13 protein-coding genes, 1 tRNA gene and 1 pseudogene are annotated in these 22,603 nt (G+C 47.9%); 10 read left to right on the forward strand and 5 right to left on the reverse strand.

Annotated features, from left to right (window positions below):
- Positions 1 to 50: 50 nt before the first annotated feature.
- Together ITJ87_RS02750 and ITJ87_RS02755 are read right to left on the reverse strand one after the other, a co-directional pair.
- Positions 51 to 848: an inositol monophosphatase family protein gene (locus ITJ87_RS02750; protein ID WP_117964664.1), complete on the reverse strand. Its 798-nt coding sequence runs from the start codon at positions 846 to 848 to the stop codon at positions 51 to 53.
- A gap of 280 nt (positions 849 to 1,128) precedes the next feature.
- Positions 1,129 to 1,617 (reverse strand): annotated as a pseudogene (locus ITJ87_RS02755) (3'-5' exonuclease); the annotation flags it as partial.
- A 310-nt stretch (positions 1,618 to 1,927) separates the two neighbouring features.
- Here ITJ87_RS02755 and ITJ87_RS02760 point away from each other — a divergent pair.
- The 4 genes from ITJ87_RS02760 (at position 1,928) to topA (ending at position 9,811) form a co-directional block, all read left to right on the forward strand.
- A complete protein-coding gene (locus ITJ87_RS02760) occupies positions 1,928 to 2,467 on the forward strand; it encodes an NUDIX domain-containing protein (RefSeq protein WP_117964662.1) in 540 nt (179 codons plus the stop codon).
- A 104-nt stretch (positions 2,468 to 2,571) separates the two neighbouring features.
- Positions 2,572 to 5,616, forward strand: a complete 3,045-nt coding sequence (locus tag ITJ87_RS02765) for a tetratricopeptide repeat protein (RefSeq protein WP_117964660.1) — start codon at positions 2,572 to 2,574, stop codon at positions 5,614 to 5,616.
- 15 nt (positions 5,617 to 5,631) lie between these two features.
- Positions 5,632 to 7,263, forward strand: coding sequence for a TonB-dependent receptor (locus ITJ87_RS02770; protein WP_117964658.1), 1,632 nt, complete (start codon positions 5,632 to 5,634; stop codon positions 7,261 to 7,263).
- 145 nt (positions 7,264 to 7,408) lie between these two features.
- Entirely contained in the window at positions 7,409 to 9,811 is a 2,403-nt protein-coding gene (topA, locus tag ITJ87_RS02775) for a type I DNA topoisomerase (protein WP_005834437.1), read from the forward strand.
- A 141-nt stretch (positions 9,812 to 9,952) separates the two neighbouring features.
- Here the strand turns inward: topA and argS are convergent, their stop codons facing one another.
- Positions 9,953 to 11,770 carry an arginine--tRNA ligase gene (gene argS / locus ITJ87_RS02780; protein ID WP_117703823.1) on the reverse strand — a complete coding sequence of 606 codons (1,818 nt, stop codon included), beginning with the start codon at positions 11,768 to 11,770 and terminating at the stop codon, positions 9,953 to 9,955.
- Between the two features lie 155 nt (positions 11,771 to 11,925).
- On the reverse strand, positions 11,926 to 12,192 hold the full coding sequence (locus ITJ87_RS02785; RefSeq protein ID WP_117878811.1) for an HU family DNA-binding protein: 267 nt from the start codon (positions 12,190 to 12,192) through the stop codon (positions 11,926 to 11,928).
- Positions 12,193 to 12,438: 246 nt separating this feature from the next.
- Here ITJ87_RS02785 and ITJ87_RS02790 point away from each other — a divergent pair, with 246 nt between their 5' ends.
- The 5 genes from ITJ87_RS02790 to secDF all read left to right on the forward strand — a co-directional run bounded on the left by ITJ87_RS02790 (position 12,439) and on the right by secDF (position 20,402).
- Positions 12,439 to 13,122 (forward strand): rhomboid family intramembrane serine protease, encoded by a 684-nt coding sequence (locus tag ITJ87_RS02790; protein ID WP_171030407.1) that lies wholly within the window; start codon positions 12,439 to 12,441, stop codon positions 13,120 to 13,122.
- Positions 13,103 to 13,993, forward strand: coding sequence for a rhomboid family intramembrane serine protease (locus tag ITJ87_RS02795; RefSeq protein WP_117964656.1), 891 nt, complete (start codon positions 13,103 to 13,105; stop codon positions 13,991 to 13,993). The genes ITJ87_RS02790 and ITJ87_RS02795 overlap by 20 nt, the downstream gene beginning before the upstream one ends.
- A gap of 92 nt (positions 13,994 to 14,085) precedes the next feature.
- The gene (locus ITJ87_RS02800) at positions 14,086 to 15,186 is read left to right on the forward strand and encodes an endonuclease/exonuclease/phosphatase family protein (RefSeq protein WP_117600125.1); all 1,101 of its coding nucleotides are present in this window, start codon (positions 14,086 to 14,088) and stop codon (positions 15,184 to 15,186) included.
- 48 nt (positions 15,187 to 15,234) lie between these two features.
- Positions 15,235 to 17,319 (forward strand): M3 family metallopeptidase, encoded by a 2,085-nt coding sequence (locus ITJ87_RS02805; RefSeq protein ID WP_117964654.1) that lies wholly within the window; start codon positions 15,235 to 15,237, stop codon positions 17,317 to 17,319.
- A gap of 83 nt (positions 17,320 to 17,402) precedes the next feature.
- Positions 17,403 to 20,402 carry a protein translocase subunit SecDF gene (gene secDF / locus ITJ87_RS02810; RefSeq protein ID WP_117964652.1) on the forward strand — a complete coding sequence of 1,000 codons (3,000 nt, stop codon included), beginning with the start codon at positions 17,403 to 17,405 and terminating at the stop codon, positions 20,400 to 20,402.
- Positions 20,403 to 20,467: 65 nt separating this feature from the next.
- On the opposite strand, the gene ITJ87_RS02815 is transcribed toward secDF, so the two are convergent.
- Positions 20,468 to 20,539, reverse strand: a tRNA-Arg gene (locus ITJ87_RS02815).
- 165 nt (positions 20,540 to 20,704) lie between these two features.
- On the opposite strand from ITJ87_RS02815, the gene ITJ87_RS02820 reads away from it, so the two are divergent.
- On the forward strand, positions 20,705 to 22,552 hold the full coding sequence (locus ITJ87_RS02820) for a 2-oxoacid:acceptor oxidoreductase subunit alpha (protein WP_117964650.1): 1,848 nt from the start codon (positions 20,705 to 20,707) through the stop codon (positions 22,550 to 22,552).
- Positions 22,553 to 22,603 lie beyond the last annotated feature (51 nt).

Consider the following 22,603-nt stretch of genomic DNA (forward strand, 5'->3'; position numbering starts at 1 on the left):
ATAGTATTAAAAAAACAGCAACAGAGCAATACACTCCATCGCCTTGTTTGCTATAATGGCGAGACCTCGCTTGCCAGCTTCAAGAACAACGGATGCAGTGGTCCGTTAGTAGCAATGACATGATGTCCGTCCAAAAAGTCGTCACTACCGCAAAAGTCAGTGATTCTTCCACCGGCCTCCAGCACCATCAGCGCCGCCGCAGAAAAGTCCCATTTGCCGATAAACGCCTCAAGCCAGGCATCAAAACGTCCGGCAGCCACATAGCAGATGGCAAGCGCAGCGGAACCAGTCATGCGGATGCCTGCCACACGTCCGTAAAGTTCATGAATCAAATGCTCACCGGTACGTGCATACCGGTCGGAATTATAAGGAAGTTCCGTCACTACAAAGGCGTCCTCCACCTGCCGGACAGACGAGACCTCCATCCGTTCTCCATTCACATAAGCGCCGCCTCCCTGCCAGGCATAAAAACATTCACCCCGGCAAGGGTCATAAACAACTCCCAGCAACAGAGAATCCTTGTCGCGCAAAGCGATGCTGACGCAATAGGGGGCATTATCATGGATATAGTTCGTTGTCCCGTCCAACGGGTCCACCACCCAGCAGTAGGGTTCGTCGCGATAGGCAGCAGAGCCTTCCTCGGCAATGAATCCAGCCTCGGGAAGAAGTTCCCGAAGCGCAGCCACCACCCGCCTCTCCGACTCCTTGTCCACATAAGAGACATAATCATGGGCTTGTTTCTTCTGTACCGCTTCACGGCTGAAGTTCTTCCGCTCTTCTTTCAGGAAATGTCCGGCTTCACGGGCTATACGGCAGACAGACTCTGTCAGTATCTTCAAATCTTCCATCCCTTTACATATTATTCTCCGCATCATCCACGGCGTTCATACGGACTCCTTTTTCCCACAGACGGATACAGTCTTTCTGAGCCTCACTCCATGCAATGCAACCATGCTTATCCTTATCACCACCAACGACATGTACCGTATCGGCTTGTCCAGCAACTTCCGCAGTCTTTCCACTCTTGCTACCACAAGCCACAAACAGCGCTCCGGCACATAGCAAGCACATAGATATTCCTCTTACATTCATCTTTTCTCTTTTAATTTGCTTTTTGCCTGACAAAGTCAAGACCTCCTTGGCTATCCACGCACAAGCCTCCGCATCTGCCAATGCATGGTGATGTTGCTCCAGTTGGTAGCCACAACAAGCTACCACTGTGTGCAGCTGATAGTTGGGCAATCCTTTCAGGACGCGACGTGATGCCTGCAAAGTACAATGAAACTCATAATCCGGATAATCCATGCAGTAAGTACGGAAAACTGCTTTCAGGCAGCTTTCATCAAAGGCCTTGTTGTGTGCAACCAATGGTAAACCTTCAATGCGTGGAGCTATTTCCTGCCACACAACGGGAAAGATAGGAGCATCCTGGGTATCTGCCAACGTCAAGCCATGCACGCGGGTATTCCAATAAGTATAATACTCCGGCTCGGGACGGATGAGGCTATAATAATGGTCCACAATTTCTCCATCGCGTACGATAACCACTCCTACACTACAAACACTGGTACGCTGTTCATTGGCCGTTTCAAAATCAATGGCTGCAAAATCTTTCATCCTATCAGAGAATTTAATGACTCCCAAAGATAGAAATAATATTTGCACAAGAAACATAGTCAATAAACAAATATGCTACTAACTCTAATTACCAGCGCCTTACCTTTACCAAGTCGTTACTCTATTCGGTAAAAGCTTTTACTTCATAGTGTAACGACCGTTACCTAAGAATGTAAAGCCCGTTACCCCATAATGTAAACACCTTTACAGCCTATTGTAAACGCACCCGTAATATAAAAAAGAACTCCGTTCCTTTCATACTACACCTGGTTTCCATTATCTTTGTCCCCCGGACAAAGACTAAAATATCATGGAACATCCACTTTCGCAATTCAAATATTGTCCGAAATGCGGTTCAGCCCATTTCGAAGTTCATAACGAGAAGTCGAAGCAGTGCGCCGACTGCGGTTTCGTCTACTACTTCAACCCCTCTTCCGCCACCGTCGCCTTGATACTGAACGAGCGCGACGAGCTGTTGGTGTGCCGCCGCGCCAAAGAGCCTGCCAAAGGGACGCTGGACCTCCCCGGAGGCTTCATCGACATGACCGAGACCGGTGAGGAAGGCGTTGCCCGCGAAGTAAGAGAAGAAACCGGCATGAAGGTGGCAAAGGCCGAATATCTCTTCTCCCTACCCAATATTTACATCTATTCCGGCTTCCCCGTACACACGCTGGATATGTTTTTCCGTTGTACGGTGGAGGACACCTTGCACTTCGAGGCGATGGACGACGCGGCAGACCTCTTCTTCCTCCCCTTAAAAGATATCCGTACGGAAGAGTTCGGGCTCGGCTCCATCCGCAAAGGAGTGGGTATCTTCCTGGAAGACATGCGGAAGAACAAAAGCGAATGATTATTCGTTCCTATTATGGTATATATCCTAAAAAAGCCAAACAAGTGTAACATTTCCGGGTTAAAACCCGTATTTTTGTAAAATACCTATTCTAACAAAAGAAAATGAAACATAAAATCTCCCGAATATTGTGCACAGCACTCTGTTGCGCACCCTTACTCGCCTCAGCACAAACAAGCGAGAAGAGTACTTCTCCCAAGCGACTCTACCAGGAAGGACAAACGTTGTTCCAACAAAAGGCCTATGCCGCCGCCATCTCCCCGTTGCAAGCCTATGTACGCCAGATGAATGCAGACGGCAAGCCTCTGCCCGACACGGGCGAGCGACAGGAAGCGGAATACATGCTGGTATGCGCCGCATACGAACTCAGAGACCCCAAAAGCATAGACCTGCTCCGTGCCTTCCTGGACGAATATCCCGATACTCCCCATGCCAACCGCATCTACGCACTGATTGCCTCCGCCTACTTCTTCGAAGGCAATTATGACGATGCCCTCGCCATGTTCAACTCCGCCCGCCTCGACCTGCTGGGTTCCGAGGAGCGAGACGACATGACCTACCGCCTTGCCACCTGCTACCTGAAAACGGGCAACGTAAAGGAAGCAGCCATCTGGTTCGAGACTCTGCGTAGCACCAGCCGCAAGTATGCAGCGGACTGTGCTTACTACATCTCTTATATCCGATATACCCAAGGACGGTATGACGAAGCGCTCAGCGGTTTCCTGCCTTTGCAGGACAATGCCAAATACAAGGACTTGGTTCCCTATTACATCGCCGAAATCTATCTGTTGAAGAAGCAGTACGACAAGGCGGAAATCGTGGCGCAGAATGCACTGTCAGCCCATCCCGACGGTCTGAGCTACACCCACACGGCGGAGCTGAACCGTATCCTCGGTACAGCCGAATACCATTTCGGGAAGTATCACGAAGCCGTAAAGTCCTTCGGACAATATATAGAACACAATGCCGAATCTGCCGCTCATAGAAGGGATGCCCTTTACATGCTGGGAATGTCCTATTATCAATGCGGCGTGTATTCGCAAGTCCCCTCCGTCCTCGGCAGAGTGACTGCCGAAAACGACGCCCTTTCGCAGAACGCATACCTGCACATGGGACTGTCTTATCTGCAACTGGCAGACAAGACCAAAGCGCGTATGGCTTTCGAGCAGGCTGCCGCCTCCAACGCCGATATGAAAGTCAAGGAACAAGCCGCCTATAACTACGCCTTATGCATCCACGAGACCTCCTATTCCGCTTTCGGCGAATCGGTGACCGTCTTTGAAAAATTCCTGAACGAGTTCCCGAACTCTCCTTATGCCGAGAAAGTCAGCAACTACCTGGTGGAAGTGTACATGAATACACGCAGCTACGATGCCGCACTCAAATCCATCGACCGCATCTCCCATCCCAGCAAAGCCATTCTGGAAGCCAAGCAGAAGATTCTGTTCCAACTCGGGACCCAGTCTTTTGCCAACACACAGTTCGAGCAAGCCATCGGTTACTTCAACCAAAGCGTCACGCTGGGACAATACAACCTCCAGACCAAGGCAGACGCCCTCTACTGGCTCGGCGAGTCTTATTACCGCCTGAACCGGATGAGAGAAGCCGCCCGCAATTTCAACGAATATCTGTCACTCACCCGGCAGAGGGATACGGAAATGTTTGCCCTTGCCTACTATAACCTGGGCTACATCGCTTTCCACCAGAAAGACTATTCGACGGCAGAGAACCGTTTCCGCAACTTTGTCCAACTGGAGAAAGGCGAAAACCCGACCGCATTGGCAGATGCCTACAACCGCATCGGTGACTGCAACCTGCACGTCCGCCGTTTCGAGGAAGCTAAGCAATACTACGCCAAAGCCGAGAACCTGAACACTCCCGCCGGAGACTATGCCGTCTATCAATTAGCACTGGTATATGGCATGCAGAAAAACTATACGGAAAAGGTGAGCATGCTGGACCGACTTGCAGCCAAATATCCCAACTCGCCCTACGCCATCAATGCCCTCTACGAGAAGGGACGCTCCTACGTACAGAGCAACAACAGCCGCCAGGCTATCGCCACCTTCCGCGAGCTGCTTGCCAAATACCCCGAAAGCCCCGTCAGCCGTAAAGCCGCCGCCGAAATCGGCCTGCTTTACTACCAGAACGACGACTATGACCGTGCCATAGAAGCCTACAAACATGTAGTCACCCAATATCCCGGAAGCGAGGAAGCCCGCCTTGCCATGCGCGACTTGAAGTCCATCTACGTAGATGCCAACCGCGTGGATGAGTTTGCCGCCCTTGCCGCCCAAATGCCGGGAGAAATCCGCTTCGAACCCAGTGAGCAAGACTCGCTGACTTACATCGCTGCCGAAAAAGTATATATGAAAGGCGAAGCCGCACCTGCCAAAGAGAGCTTCACCCGCTATCTGCAAAGTTATCCGGGAGGCGCTTTCAGCCTGAATGCACACTACTACCTCTGCGTCATAGGCAAAGAGCAGAAAGATGACGAGGCGGTATTGGAACATGCCGGAAAACTGCTGGAATACCCCGATAACCCATATTCTGAAGAGGCTTTGCTGATGCATGGAGAAATTCTGTTCAACCGCCAGCAATATGACCTGGCATTGGCCGACTACAAGAAATTGCAAGCCAAAGCCACCACGGCAGAGCGCCGCCAGCTTGGCGCTATCGGTGTACTACGCTGTGGAGCACTGATGCATGATGATGCGGAAGTCATCAACGCCGCCACAGCCTTGCTTGCCGAAGCCAAGCTGTCTCCGGAGCTCCGGAACGAGGCATTGTACTACCGTGCCAAGGCATACCTCAACCAGAAAGCCGACAAGAAGGCAATGGATGACCTTCAACTGCTGGCCAAAGACACCCGTACCCTTTATGGAGCCGAAGCCAAATATCTGGTGGCATTACAATGGTACAACACCGGTAATTATGCCTCTGCAGAAAAGGAAATCCTTAATTTCATCGACCAGAGTACACCGCATGCCTACTGGCTGGCACGCAGTTTCATACTTCTGTCTGATGTATATGTAGCCATGGACAAGAAGCTCGATGCACGCCAATACCTATTGAGCCTGCAGCAGAACTACCAGGCCGACGACGATATAGCAAGCATGATTAACGAAAGACTGGAGAAATTGAAGTAAGAAATATAGCACATTATGAAAAAGAAACAATATATCCTCGCAGGAACTATGCTTGTCTCCCTCTCTTGGGGAGCACAAGCCCAGACACAACCCCAAGACACCACCATGAACCGTACGGTAGTCGTGGAACAAGAATATAATCCGGACATCATGGACGCCTCCAAAGTGAACGTGCTTCCCAGGGTGGAACCTCCTACCGTCAGCAAAAAGGCGGTGGAATATGACGCCACCCTGATGCCGGCAACCCAAATCCCCGCAGGCATCATGCAAGCCTATACCGGAGAAGAGACGCAGGCGAAAGCACTGCCCGGATATATACGTTTGGGATACGGTAACTACGGTAACCTCGATGTACGCGCCAACTACCTCTTCTCTTTATCCCCCAAAGACCGCCTCAACCTGACATTCACAATGGATGGCATGGATGGCAAACTGGACTTGCCGGATAATGGCGGGAAGTGGAATTCATTCTACTACCGTACCCATGCTGCCATGGATTATGTACATGCCTTCAGCAAAGTCGATTTGAATATTGCCGGAAAGTTCGACCAAAGCAATTTCAACTTCCTGCCCGACTTCGTCAGCAACAAGCAGAAATTCGTTTCGGGTGATGTACATTTCGGGGTAAGTTCCACGAGCGACGATATGCCTCTCCAATTCCGCGCCGAAACCAATTTGTTGGTCTACCAGCGCCAACACGACCTCATGGTGAGCAATATCAAAGAGAATATCGTGCGCACCAAAGCCGATGTCACCGGTTCCATCTCCGATGAGCAGACCATCGGCATGGCTTTTGCCATGGACAACACATTCTACAGCGACGGACGTTTCGAGAATCACACCGACGTAGACTTCAATCCATACTATCTCTTTCAGAATGACGACTGGAAAATACGTCTCGGCGCACACGTCGACCTGGCTTTCGGTTTCGGCAAGAAGTTCCGCGCCGCTCCCGACGTAGAAATGCAATACATCTTCTCGGACAGCTACATCCTCTACGCACAAGGTAAGGGAGGACGGCTGCAGAACGATTTCCGCCGTCTGGAAACCATTACGCCTTATGGCATTACAAACCAGCAGCTTGACAATACCTACGAACAGCTCAACGCAGCCATCGGCTTCAAGGCAAGCCCGGTCAGCGGATTGTGGTTCAACCTATACGGCGGGTATCAAGATTTGAAAAACGACCTGATTGACACTCCGACTGTCAAGTCCGACGGGATAAGCAATGTTTACCTCACAGAAGATACCAAGAACCTCTACGCCGGAGCCGACCTGAGCTACAACTACAAGGATGTTTTCTATCTCGCCGCCAATGCCGTCTATCGCCATTGGACAACAGACTCAGACGGTTCTGATGTCGTAGTAAGCTTCAAACCTTCCGTAGAAGGCAATCTCAATCTCAAGGTACGCCCCATCTCCCCACTGCTTGTCGGCATCGGTTATCAGCACATCTCACGCCAGGGCGTGGAGAGCAACAAGGCAGACCCCGTCAACAATCTCTATCTAAACGGCAGCTACGAACTCTTCAAAGGTATCTCCGTGTATGCGCGCGTGAACAACTTGCTGAACAAAGATTACCAGTACTACTGGGGATACCCTTCAGAAGGTCTCAGTTTCTTAGGCGGAGTAAGCTTCCTCTTTTAATAGGGGCAGCACAAGCCGGAGCTCTAATTTGAACAAAAAAGGTCATTTTTGCTAAATTCTCCTTATATTATAAGGTGGGAAGAATCTTTTTTTCCTACTTTTGCGGGCGAATTCAGTGGCGGGAGTCACTAAAAAACAGAAATTTATGCAGAAAAACCTTGTCATAGTCGAGTCTCCGGCGAAAGCAAAAACCATCGAGAAATTCCTTGGAAAAGATTTCAAAGTCCTTTCCAGCTACGGCCATATACGTGATTTGAAGAAAAAAGAATTCAGTATTGATGTAGACAAAGACTTCAAACCGCATTACGAGATACCGGCGGATAAAAAGAAACTCGTAACCCAGTTGAAAGAAGAAGCCGAGCAGGCAGAAACCGTATGGCTGGCTTCCGATGAGGACCGCGAAGGGGAAGCCATCGCATGGCACTTGTACGAAGTGCTGAAACTGAAACCGGAACACACCAGACGTATCGTCTTCCATGAAATCACCAAAGGTGCCATCCTGAAAGCGATAGAAAATCCCCGTGACATTGACATCAACCTGGTCGATGCCCAGCAAGCCCGACGTATCCTGGACCGTATCGTAGGTTTTGAACTTTCACCGGTATTGTGGAAGAAAGTGAAACCTGCCCTTTCTGCAGGCCGTGTACAGTCCGTAGCCGTCCGTCTCATTGTAGAGCGCGAACGCGAGATACATGCATTCCAAACCGAAGCATCCTACCGTGTTACCGCCGTATTCCTCGTTCCGGACACTGACGGCAAAACAGTGGAAATGAAAGCCGAACTGGCGCACCGGCTCAAGACAAAGGCAGAAGCCCGGAAATTGCTGGAGAGCTGTAAAGCAGCCACGTTTACCATCAGCGACATCACTACCCGTCCGCTGAAGAAAACTCCCGCCGCCCCGTTCACCACCTCTACCTTGCAGCAGGAGGCTGCCCGCAAACTGGGATTCACCGTGGCACAGACCATGATGGTGGCGCAACGTCTGTACGAATCCGGATTGATAACCTACATGCGTACCGACTCCGTCAACCTTTCCGAACTTGCCGTCAACGCCAGCCGTGAAACCATCTCCAACCTGATGGGCGAACGTTACGTACACAACCGTCACTTCGCCACCAAGACCAAAGGAGCGCAAGAAGCCCACGAAGCTATCCGCCCCACCTATATGGAGAATGCCAAGATAGAAGGTACCCCGCAGGAAAGAAAGCTGTACGACCTCATCTGGAAACGTACCATCGCCTCGCAGATGGCAGATGCCGAAGTGGAAAAGACAACCGTAACCATTGCTATCAGCAACGAGACGGAGACTTTCACTGCAACCGGCGAAGTGGTGAAATTTGACGGTTTCCTCCGTGTCTACCGCGAATCATACGATGATGACGTAGAAACCCAGGAAGATGAGGCACGCCTACTGCCCCCTCTGAAAAAAGGACAGAAGCTCGAACATGAAGGTATCACCGCTACCGAACGTTTCACCCAACACCCTCCCCGCTACACGGAAGCAAGCCTTGTGCGCAAATTGGAGGAACTGGGTATCGGACGTCCGTCTACCTATGCTCCGACCATTTCCACCATCCAGCAACGCGAATACGTGATAAAAGGAGAAAAAGCAGGTGAAGAACGCACCTACAATGTGCTTAACTTGCAGGGTAATGAAATAACGGACAACAACCATACAGAAATCACCGGAGCTGAAAAGTCAAAACTGATGCCGACAGACACCGGTATTGTGGTCAATGACTTCCTGATAGAGTACTTCCCGGACATCCTTGACTACAACTTCACTGCGAGCGTCGAAAAGCAATTCGACGAAATAGCCGAAGGTGACAAGCAATGGACCGCCATTCTGAAAACATTCTATAAGAAATTCCATCCTTCAGTAGAAAACACACTTGCCGCGAAAACCGCCCACAAGGCAGGCGAACGGATTCTAGGAACAGACCCCGTCAGCGGAAAACAAGTGTCTGTAAAAATCGGACGTTTCGGCCCAGTAGCACAGATAGGTACTGCCGAAGATGAGGAAAAGCCCCGTTTCGCCCAGGTAAAAAAAGAAATGTCCATCGAGACCATTACGCTGGAAGAAGCGCTGGAGCTGTTCAAACTTCCCCGTACTCTCGGAGAGTATGAAGGCAAGAATGTAGTCGTAGGTGCGGGACGTTTCGGACCTTATATCCAGAACAACGGCTTGTATGCCTCGTTACCCAAGACAATGGACCCGATGACCGTTACGCTGGAAGAAGCTATTGAACTTTTGCAAAAGAAACAAGAAGCAGAAGCCCAGAAACATATCAAGAAGTTTGAGGAAGAACCGGAACTGGAAATCCTGAATGGACGCTATGGCCCTTACATCGCTTATAAAGGCAGCAACTACAAGATTCCTAAAGACATCATCCCTCAAGACCTGAACCTTCAGGCTTGTCTGGAAATTGTGAAACTGCAAAGCGACAAGGATACGGGCAAGTCTAAGCGGACTGCAAAGGCGGTGAAAGCAACGAAAACGACTAAAACAACCGCCAAGGCAACTGCCAAAACAAGCAAGACAAAATAGGACTTAGTCTACACGTATAAAATGGGAGAAAGGAGGCGATAATTTAAACTTCTATTATTTATACCACAAGAATAAAAATTGTACTATAAAAGAATAAGCCCGAAGAAGTATCCCCGGGCTTATTCTTTTATAGTGCGATGTTTACATCCTATCCGGCACCTCAATTCCCAGTAAGCCCATACCTAAGCGTACCACTTTGGCTACATTCTCGGACAATGCAAGGCGGAATACCTTCACTGCTTCGTTCTCCTCACGCAAAATGCTGAAGTCATGGTAGAACTGGTTATATTCCTTCACAAGGTCATACGTATAGTTTGCAATGATGGACGGGCTGTAATCCTCACCTGCCTGCTTCACAATAGCGGCAAAGTCGGCAACCATCTGTATCAATCCCTCTTCCTTCTCACTCAGTTCAATGCCGGCAGGCAACTGAGCAGGGATTTCGATACCGGCCTCTTTTGCCTTGCGGAGAACAGACTGGATACGTGCATAAGTATATTGGATGAACGGTCCCGTATTACCATTAAAGTCGATGGACTCTTTTGGATTGAATGTCATGTTCTTGCGGGCATCCACTTTCAGGATGAAGTACTTCAAGGCACCCAGACCAACGATACGGGCGATATTGTCCGCCTCTTCCTTTGTCAGACCATCCAGCTTACCCAGTTCATTGCTGGTTTCCTTGGCTGTATCAATCATCTCCGCCATCAAGTCGTCAGCATCAACTACTGTACCTTCGCGGCTCTTCATCTTGCCCTCGGGAAGTTCCACCATACCGTAAGAGAAGTGCACCAACCCTTTACCCCATTCGAAGCCCAGTTTGTCGAGCAGGATGGACAATACCTGGAAATGGTAATTCTGTTCGTTGCCTACCACATAAATCATCTTGTCGATGGGATAATCTGCAAAGCGGAGTTTGGCAGTACCTATATCCTGCGTCATGTAGACGGATGTACCGTCCGCACGCAGCAGCAGCTTGTGGTCCAGCCCCTCCCCCGTGAGGTCCGCCCATACAGAGCCATCTTCTTTCCGGTAGAAAAAGCCTTTCTCCAGGCCTTCCATCACCTTCTCCTTACCTTCGAGGTACGTGTTTGATTCGTAATATATCTTATCAAAAGTTACACCCATCATACGGTAAGTCTCGTCGAAGCCTGCATACACCCAGTCGTTCATCTTCTTCCAGAGCGCACGTACTTCCGGGTCATTGGCCTCCCACTTTACCAGCATTTCACGAGCCTCCTTCATCAAAGGAGATTCAGCTTCTGCCTTGGCTTTGGCTTCTTCCTCATTCATGCCTTCGCTTTGGAACTTGGCCATCAGTTCTTTCACTTCCGCTTTATAATGCTTGTCGAAGGAAACATAGTAATCGCCAATCAAGTGGTCTCCCTTCTTGCCGGATGATTCGGGAGTTTCACCATTCCCGTACTTCTGCCATGCCAACATGGACTTGCAGATATGAATTCCACGGTCATTGACAATATTTGTCTTTACTACCTTATTACCGTTGGCAGCCACTATATTAGCCAGCGCATTTCCCAAAAGATTGTTGCGTACATGGCCCAAATGAAGCGGTTTGTTGGTATTGGGAGAAGAATACTCAATCATCACCAATGGAGAGTTGTCAGTAGCAGCCACGATACCGTACTGCTTGTCCGCATGAATGCCATTCAACAATTCTATCCACGCAGAGGAGGCAATGGTCAGATTCAGGAAGCCCTTAATGACATTAAATGCTGCAACCGAAGACTCGTTTGCCTGCAAGTATTCACCGATTTCCTGGGCCGTCTGCTCCGGTCCTTTCTTGGACATACGGAGGAAAGGGAATACAACCAGCGTGAGGTGTCCCTCAAATTCTTTCTTGGTTTTCTGCAACTGCACTTGTGCGGCAGGAACATCCTGTCCGTAAAGCGCTTTCAGTCCGCCGATGACGGACGATACCAGTTTCTGTTCTATATTCATGATTCAAATGTATTTTCCTGCGTGCAAAGATAGCGTAAACCGAAATCAGTACAAAACAAGCAGGCTTGTTTTTATTGACTCACAAGATATTCAACATACAAAGAGGGGACGCTCCTTGTAAAACGTCCCCTCTTTGTATGTTGAGTATACTGTTCTTATTCAGCTGTCAATTCCGCACCTGGTTTGAATTTAACAACTTTCTTTGCAGCAATCTCGATAGGCTTTTTAGTAGAGGGGTTGATACCCATACGCGCTCCTCTTTCCACCACACTGAAAGTTCCAAAACCAACCAATGATACTTTATCACCGGCCTTCATTGCCTTAGTGACTGATGCGATAAATGCATCCAATGCTTTCTTTGAATCAGTCTTTGACAAACCAGACTCCGCTGCCATAGCGCTAATAAGTTCCGCCTTATTCATAATGCTTAAAATTAATTAATATGTTACACAAAAGATATTTTTACTTTTCATCACAAACCTCCACAAAAATAGAGCAATATTTCTGAATATCAAATAAAAACATTAAAAAAATATTGGAAAACAACGAAAAAGAAGGAATAGAATCTGCTTTTTCTGTTATAGAACAGAATTTATTCGTATTTTTGCCGGAGAAAGCAAAAACAGGCAACTGTTTTTGAACTGTAAAATGAATTGAAACAACAGATTATGAATACTATACCTACTGTAACCAAGAACCTTTTAATCATTAATGTGCTGATGTTTCTGGGTAGCATTGTCGCCCAAAGCTACGGCATCGACCTCGCCCAATATCTGGGATTGCATTTTTTCCTTGCCGAAGATTTCAATGCAGCACAATTGATAACATATATGTTCATGCATGCCGGATTCGCGCACATATTTTTCAACATGTTTGCCGTATGGATGTTCGGACGTATTTTAGAGCAGGTATGGGGGCCTAAACGATTTCTGTTCTACTATCTGGCATGCGGTATAGGAGCCGGAATTATTCAGGAGGTGGTACAGTATATTCATTATGAGACAGTGCTTTCCGCCTATGACAGCGTGAATACCGGCATGGCCATCATCCCGATGGAGGAATATCTCAATATGATGACTACCGTGGGAGCTTCGGGAGCAGTATACGCCATTCTGCTGGCATTCGGCATGTTGTTCCCCAACCAGCAAATGTTCATCTTCCCGTTACCGGTTCCCATCAAGGCCAAATATTTTGTTATCGGATATGCCCTGATTGAGCTATATGCCGGATTTGCAAATAACGCAGGAGACAATGTGGCACACTTTGCACATCTGGGCGGTATGGTATTCGGTTTTATCTTGATTATGTATTGGAGAAAAAAGAACAGAGGAAATGGCTACTATTATAACTGATTTGAAAGAAAACTTTCGCAGAGGAAATATCTATATCCAGTTGATTTACATCAATGCAGCGGTATTCATATTCACCACTCTGACTGAAGTCATGCTCCAATTGTTCAATCGGAGTATGATGGGAATATTCGAATGGCTGGAATTACCGGCATCACTTTCACGCTTCATTCTGCAACCGTGGTCACTGCTGACGTACATGTTCATGCATGCAGGATTCATGCACATTCTTTTCAACATGCTGTGGCTTTATTGGTTCGGAGCACTATTCCTGAACTTCTTTTCTGCAAAGCATCTGCGTGGTGTGTACATTTTGGGAGGAATCTGCGGTGGTTTGCTCTATATTGCCGCCTATCATATTTTCCCGTACTTCCACCCCATGATAAATTACTCTTTCATGCTGGGTGCCTCTGCTTCCGTGCTTGCCATCGTAGCTGCCACAGCCTATCGTGAGCCCAACTATCCGATACATCTATTTCTTTTCGGAACCATCCGACTGAAGTATCTGGCGCTTATCGTTATAGGCACCGATTTGCTATTCATTACCTCCAGCAATGCCGGTGGACACATCGCACATTTGGGAGGTGCGCTGGCAGGGTTATGGTTTGCTGCCAGCCTCAGCAAAGGCAGTGACCTGACCTCATGTATAAACAAATGTCTGGATGCTTTAGTTTCCATCGTCAGCTTTAAACCCCGAAAGCCGAAAATGAAAGTACATTACGGTACCAGTAAACAAAAAGATTATGATTACAACGCACGGAAAAAAGCCCAATCCGACGAAATAGACCGCATTCTCGACAAATTAAAGAAATCGGGATACGAAAGCCTTACTACGGAGGAAAAGAAAAGCTTGTTCGACGCAAGTAAACGTTAAACAAATGGAAAACGGAAAGTGGAATATGGAGAATGAGAAAATAGCCGCCACTCTTATTTTCAGTTTTCACCTTTCAATTTTCAATTATTATAATGAAGTATTTAGGTAATTTTGTCGCCCTCCTGATTTTGGCGGTCAATGCCTTGTTTACGGGCTTGCTACTGTTTACCGCCTATAGTCCGCACATACAGCCGGTCACACATCCGGTGCAGTCGTGCCTGGGACTGACATTTCCCGTTTTTCTGATGATAAATATAGGCTTCTTCATCTTTTGGCTGGTCATCCAGCGTTACAAAACCGCATTGCTTCCCTTGATAGGATTACTACTTTGTTATTCACAGACACGCACTTATCTGCCCATCAACTTTCATACAAACAAGTTGCCTGAAACAAGTTTCAAATTACTCTCATACAACATCATGGGATTTGACGGAGCCATCAAGCAGAATGGCAAGAATCCCATACTGACTTATTTAAAAGAAAGTAATGCCGATATCCTCTGCCTCCAAGAATACTCCACGACAGAATCATCCCGGCACCTTTCGCAAAAAGATGTGGAACAGGAACTCAAGGCATATCCATATCACCGCATCAACACGGTGGGCAGGGAAAAAGGGCATACCAACAAGATAGCATGTTATTCCAAATATCCGATTCTCTCGGCACGTGTACTAGATTATTCCAGCGAGTACAACGGTTCGGTACTGTATGAAGTAAAAATAGGAGAGGATACAGTCACCCTCATCAACAATCATTTGGAGTCCAACAAATTGACCAAAGCCGATAAAGCCGTGTACGAAAACATGCTGAAATCCCCTGAAAAAGAAAAGGTGAAAAGCGGTATGCGCCTGCTCATACGTAAATTAGCAGAGGCATCAGCCATCCGCGCACCGCAAGCTGACACGATTGCACACGAAATAACAGCTTCACCACATCCTTGTATCATTGTATGTGGCGATTTCAACGACACCCCCATCTCTTATACTCATCGTACCATCGCCCAAAATCTGGACGATGCATTCACCAAATCAGGACGGGGATTAGGAATTTCTTACAATCAGAACAGATTCTATTTTCGGATAGACAATATATTGACCAGCAAGAACCTGAAAGCCTACAATTGTACAGTAGACCGTTCCATCAAGGATTCAGACCACTATCCGATATGGTGTTATATCACCAAAAAGAATTGAGAATTGAGAATTGAGAATTAATACTTAACATTTAATACTTAGAAAACAATGTTCAAAAAATGTATTCTAATTTTAGCAGCAAGTTGTATGATGTACTCCTGTGCCACCCAGACGGAAAGCAATCCGTTCCTTACCGAGTTTCAAACACCCAATGGAGTGCCTCCATTCGATAAAATCAAGTTGGAGCACTATGAACCCGCATTCCAAAAAGGTATAGAAGAGCAGAATGCCAATATCCAAGCCATCATTGCCAATACGGAAGCTCCCACTTTCGAAAATGTCGTTGTTGCTCTCGACAACAGCTCCCCAACTCTGGACCGTGTAGGCGGTGTATTCTTCAACCTGACGGAGGCCGAAACTACCGATGAACTGACAGCCCTTTCCATGAAACTGGCCCCGACATTGGCCGAACACGAAGACAACATCTCACTCAATCAGGAGCTTTTCAAGAAAATAGATGCTGTCTACAATCAGAAAGATGCTCTCGGTCTGACCCGTGAGCAACAAAGACTGCTGGAAAAGACTTATAAGGGTTTTGTCCGTTCCGGCGCCAATCTTCCGGCCGACAAACAAGCCCGCCTGCGCGAAATCAACAAGCAGCTTTCCACGCTCGGAATCACGTTCAGCAACAACATCCTGAACGAAAACAACGATTTCAAGCTTTATGTAGAAAAAGAAGAAGACCTCGCCGGACTTCCCCAATGGTTCCGCGAAAGCGCCTTGGCCGAAGCGCGTGCCACCGGACAAGAAGGCAAATGGCTGTTCACCCTGCACAATGCAAGCCGCCTGCCCTTCCTGCAATATTCAGCCAACCGCCCGCTGCGCGAGCAGATGTACAAAGCCTACATCAACCGTGGCAACAACAATGACAAGAACGACAACAAGAAAATCATTGCCGACATCGTAAGCCTGAGACTTGAAAAGGCGCAATTGCTGGGATTCGATTGTTACTCCAACTTTGTATTGGACAATACAATGGCAAAGAATTCCGCTACCGTGATGGAGTTCCTCAACAATTTGTGGAGCTATGCACTCCCCAAGGCAAAAGCCGAAGCAGCCGAGCTGCAAAAGCTGATGGACAAGGAAGGCAAAAGAGAGAAACTGGAAGCATGGGACTGGTGGTACTACACCGAGAAACTGCGCAAAGAAAAATACAATCTCGAAGAAGAAGAAATCAAGCCCTACTTCAAGCTGGAAAATGTACGCGAAGGCGCCTTTGCCGTTGCCAACAAGCTCTATGGCATCACACTGACCAAACTCGAGGGCATCCCCGTCTATCATCCCGATGTGGAAGTGTTCGAAGTGAAAGCCGCCGATGGCTCACAACTGGGCATCTTCTATGTAGACTACTTCCCTCGCCCCGGCAAGAGTGGCGGAGCATGGATGAGCAATTACCGTGAGCAACAAGACGGCGTACGCCCATTGGTATGCAACGTATGCAGCTTCACCAAGCCGGTAGGCGACACTCCCTCCCTGCTGACCATCGACGAAGTAGAAACTTTGTTCCATGAGTTTGGCCATGCCCTGCACGGATTGCTGACCCAATGCCAGTATAAAGGTACTTCAGGCACCAATGTCGTACGCGATTTCGTGGAACTCCCCTCCCAAATCAACGAGCACTGGGCCACCGAACCCGAAGTGCTGAAAATGTATGCCAAGCATTACAAGACTGGCGAAGTCATCCCCGACAGCCTGATTGAAAAGATACTGAACCAGAAAACGTTCAATCAGGGTTTCATGACTACCGAGTTGCTGGCCGCCGCCATCCTCGACATGAATCTGCATAACCTGACTGACACCGAAGGTCTTGATGTCGTTGCATACGAAAAAGAAGCAATGGACCAACTGGGGCTGATTCCGGAAATAGCTCCCCGTTATCGTACCACGTACTTTAACCACATCATTGGCGGCTATGCGGCAGGCTACTACAGCTATCTCTGGGCCAATGTTCTAGACAATGATGCCTTCGAAGCCTTCAAAGAACACGGTATCTTCGACAAGCAAACAGCCGACCTTTTCCGCCAAAATGTTCTGGAAAAAGGAGACAGCGAAGACCCGATGACTCTCTATAAAAACTTCAGAGGAACTGAGCCTCAATTAGACCCGATGTTAAAAAATCGCGGTATGAAGTAAGATTTGTGAAAAAAAAGCTATATTTGCAGCCTTGTATGCAACAGAATTTAATTAAAAAGTAATCATAATAAACTAAAAGTAACATGCAAAACAAAGGATTTGTAAGGGTTTTTGCGATATTGCTCACACTGGTGTGTGTGTTCTATCTCTCCTTCTCTTTTGTAACTCGCCATTACACAAGTAAGGCCAAAGAGTTTGCAAAAGGCGATGTGAAAGTAGAGCAGGACTACCTCGATTCTCTGGCTAATGAGAAAGTGTATTTTGGCAATTGGACGCTGAAACAATGTCGTGAGATGGAGATCAGTTTAGGTTTGGACTTGAAGGGCGGTATGAACGTCATCCTTGAAGTATCCGTACCCGATGTCATCAAAGTATTGGCTGACAACAAGACTGACGAAGCATTCAACCAAGCATTGGCCACTGCCGCCAAACAAGCTACCACAAGCCAGGATGACGTGATCACCTTGTTTGTCAGAGAGTATCACAAGCTTGCTCCGGGTGCTCCGCTGTCACAGCTGTTCGCAACCCAACAATTAAAAGACAAGGTAACTCAGAAATCTACCGACGCAGAAGTTGAAAAAGTATTGCGCGAAGAGGTAAAGGCGGCTGTTGAGAATTCCTATAATGTACTCCGTACCCGTATTGACCGTTTCGGTGTAGTTCAGCCTAACATCCAAAGTCTGGAAGACAAGATGGGGCGCATCATGGTGGAACTTCCGGGTATCAAAGAGCCTGAACGTGTAAGAAAATTGTTACAAGGTTCCGCCAATCTGGAATTCTGGGAAACATACACAGCAAAAGATGTTACTCCTTATCTCCAAGCTGCCGACACCAAGTTGCGTGCCATCGTTGCAAGCGAAACTCCGACAGAAGAGGCAGACAGCGCAGCTACCGAAATTCCTGCCGTAGCACAAGCTACCAGCACAGCCGACAGTCTTGCCGCTGCTTTAAAGGGCGAAAACAAAACACAAGCTGTTGACCTTGCGCAGATAAAGAAAGAACACCCGCTGTTCGCCATCCTGCAGGTCAACCCCAGTGGGCAAGGTCCTGTTGTTGCTTATGCCAACTACAAGGATACTGCTGAAATCAACAGATACCTTTCCATGCCGGAAGTTCAGGCCGAAATGCCGAAAGACTTGCGTCTGAAGTGGGGCGTATCTCCTTATGAATACGATCCGAAAGCCCAAACTTTTGAACTTTATGCCATCCGTTCTACAGAACGTAACGGCAAGGCGCCTCTGGAAGGTGATGTAGTGGTTAACGCCAAAGACGAATACGACCATTACGGTAAACCTGCCGTAAGTATGTCTATGAACACAGACGGTGCACGCCGTTGGGCTCAGCTCACCAAGCAGAATATCGGCAAGAGCATCGCTATCGTGTTGGACGGTTATGTTTACTCAGCACCGAACGTAAGCAATGAAATCACGGGCGGTAACTCACAGATTACCGGTCACTTTACTCCGGAACAAGCAAAAGACTTGGCAAACGTGTTAAGATCAGGTAAAATGCCGGCTCCTGCGCACATCGTACAAGAAGATATCGTAGGTCCTTCACTGGGACAAGCTTCCATCAATGCCGGTATCATGTCATTCATCGTAGCATTGATTCTGCTGATGGTTTACATGTGCTCTATGTACGGATTCATTCCGGGTATGGTTGCCAACGGTGCTCTGGTACTGAACTTGTTCTTCACATTGGGTATCCTTTCTTCTTTCCAAGCAGCATTGACGATGTCCGGTATTGCCGGTATGGTGCTGGCACTGGGTATGGCTGTAGATGCCAACGTATTGATTTACGAACGTACCAAAGAAGAACTCCGTGCAGGCAAGGGTGTAAAGAAAGCATTGGCTGACGGTTACTCCAACGCCTTCTCTGCAATCTTCGACTCCAACTTGACGTCTATCATCACCGGTATTATCTTGTTCAACTTCGGTACAGGTCCTATCCGTGGTTTTGCTACTACATTGATTATCGGTATTTTGATTTCGTTCTTTACTGCCGTATTCATGACGCGTCTGTTCTATGACCATTTCATGAGCAAGGACAAACTCCTGAATCTGACATTCTCTTCCAAGATTTCAAAGAACTTGATGGCGAATGTACACTTCGACTTCATGGGCAGAAACAAATTGTGGCTGACCACTACTGGAGTTATCATAGTGATATGTATCGCTTTCCTCGCTACCCGCGGATTGAGCCAGAGTATCGACTTCACTGGTGGACGTAACTTCAAAGTACAGTTTGAAAATAAGGTAGAGCCGGAACAAGTTCGCGAGCTTATCTCCAGCAAGTTCGGCGATGCCAATGTCAGCGTTATCGCTATCGGCACGGACGGCAAGACAGTACGTATCAGTACCAACTACCGTATCGCAGAAGAAGGTAACAACATCGACTCTGAAATCGAAGCATACTTATACGAAACATTGAAACCGTTGCTGACTCAGAACATCACTTTGGAAACCTTCATCGACCGCGAAAACCATACGGGCGGAAGTATTATCAGTTCCCAGAAGGTAGGTCCGAGTATCGCAGACGACATCAAGGTTTCAGCCATCTGGTCTGTTGTACTTGCATTGATTGCCATCGGTATCTATATCTTGATCCGTTTCCGCAATATTGCATACAGTATCGGTTCAGTATCCGCATTGGCTTGTGATACTATCATCATCCTGGGTGCCTACTCCATCTGTTGGGGCTGGATGCCGTTCTCTCTGGAAATCGACCAGACCTTTATCGGTGCCATCCTGACAGCTATCGGTTACTCTATCAACGACAAGGTGGTAATCTTTGACCGTGTACGTGAATTCTTCGGTCTCTATCCGAAGCGTGACAAGTTCCAGTTGTTCAATGACTCATTGAATACAACTTTGGCACGTACCATCAATACTTCACTGAGCACCTTGATTGTGTTGCTGTGCATCTTCATCCTCGGTGGTGATTCCATCCGCAGCTTCGCATTCGCCATGATTCTGGGTGTTGTATTCGGTACACTGTCTTCTCTGTTCGTTGCATCTCCTATCGCATATCTGTTGATGAAAAACAAGAAAGGTACTGAAGCAGCTGTAGAAGTAGCCAAATAAGAATTTAGACAAAAAACTATAAACTAAAAAAGGAGGAAATCCGAAATGGATTTCCTCCTTTTTTGTAGTCTCGCCGGGAATCGAACCCGGATCTAAAGTTTAGGAAACTTCTATTCTATCCGTTGAACTACAAGACCTTTTGCATAGATTCTGCATATTGCAGTAGATTGCGAATGCAAAGATAATGTATTCTGTCGATTTTCCGAAAAAAGTTTTGTTAATCCGATTAACTTTACGAAATTTGTCGGTCAGTGATAGAATACAGTAACCCCCAAAAATTAATCTATAGTAATTCGTAAGTTATGGCAAACGACATGATGGTCAAAGAACTGGAGCAAGTGGTAGTCCGCTTCTCCGGAGACTCCGGCGATGGTATGCAGCTCGCCGGCAACATCTTTTCAACAGTTTCGGCTACCGTGGGCAATGATATCAGTACATTCCCCGACTATCCGGCAGATATCCGCGCCCCGCAAGGCTCACTTACCGGTGTTTCCGGTTTCCAAGTACATATCGGTGCTGAGAAAGTCTATACCCCGGGTGACAAATGCGACGTATTGGTAGCGATGAACGCCGCCGCACTGAAAACCCAATATAAGTTTGCTAAATCCACTGCTTGTATCATTATCGATACAGACGCTTTTCAGAAATCAGACCTGGAAAAAGCAGCTTTCAAGACCGATAATCCGATAGAGGAAATGGGTATTAAGCAGGATGTCATCGCCGCCCCTATCTCGAAAATGGTGAAAGACTGCCTTGCCGACACCGGAATGGACAACAAATCCATGCTGAAATGCCGCAACATGTTTGCAGTAGGTCTGGTATGCTGGCTGTTCAACCGCGACCTAAAGATAGCCGAAGATTTCATCCGCGAGAAATTCGCCAAAAAGCCCGAAATTGCCGAGGCAAACATCAAGGTTATACATGCAGGATATGATTACGGACACAACACCCATGCTTCCGTAGCCCACACATATAAGATTGAAAGTAAAACCACCGTTCCCGGCAGATACATGGATATCACGGGTAACAAAGCTACTGCTTACGGTTTCATCGCCGCAGCTGAAAAGGCTGGTCTGAAGCTGTTCCTCGGCTCCTATCCCATTACTCCGGCAACCGATGTACTGCACGAACTCTCTAAGCACAAGTCTCTGGGCGTGATTACCGTGCAGTGTGAAGACGAAATTTCCGGTTGCGCCACTTCTATCGGCGCCGCTTTTGCAGGCGCGCTGGCTGTGACCTCCACTTCAGGTCCCGGTGTCTGTCTGAAATCGGAAGCCATGAACTTGGCAGTCATTACAGAACTTCCGCTGGTTGTGCTCGACGTGCAACGTGGTGGCCCTTCTACCGGTCTGCCCACCAAGTCAGAGCAGACAGACTTGTTACAAGCATTGTTCGGCCGCAACGGTGAAAGCCCAATGCCCGTCATCGCTGCCTCTTCACCCACAAACTGTTTCGATGCAGCCTACATGGCAAGCAAGATTGCATTGGAACACATGACTCCGGTCGTATTGCTGACCGACGGCTTTGTTGCCAATGGTTCCGGCGCCTGGAAGCTGCCCAAACTGGCAGACTATCCCGCCATCACTCCTCCCTATGTGACTCCCGAAATGAAGGACAACTATACTCCGTACAAACGCAATCCTGAAACGGGTGTCCGCTACTGGGCCATCCCTGGACAAGAAGGCTATATGCACATCCTCGGCGGTCTGGAGAAAGACAGCAATACCGGTGCCATCTCCACCGATCCCGAAAACCATAACTTGATGTGCCACCTACGTGCCGAGAAGGTGGCCAAAATCCCCGTACCTGATGTAGAAGTGCAAGGCTGTGCAGACGATGCCGATTTGCTGATTGTCGGTTTCGGCGGTACATACGGCCACTTGTATTCGGCCATGGAAGAGATGAACAAGGCAGGCAAGAAGGTTGCCCTCGCCCACTTCACTTATCTAAACCCACTCCCCAAGAACACAGAAGCTGTTCTGAAGAAGTACAAGAAGGTGGTAGTTGCCGAACAGAACCTCGGACAATTTGCCGGTTATCTACGTATGAAGATAGACAACTTCACCCCGTACCAGTTCAACGAAGTCAAAGGACAGCCGTTCGTCGTTGCCGAGCTGGTGGCAGCGTTCAATAAATTAATTGACAATTGACTGTTGACTATTGATAATAACCATGCGTAATATGCGGATTATCAATGACCA

Origin of the sequence: Bacteroides sp. HF-162, from assembly GCF_015679285.1 — a bacterium.
Classification (GTDB): Bacteria; Bacteroidota; Bacteroidia; order Bacteroidales; family Bacteroidaceae; genus Bacteroides; species Bacteroides uniformis.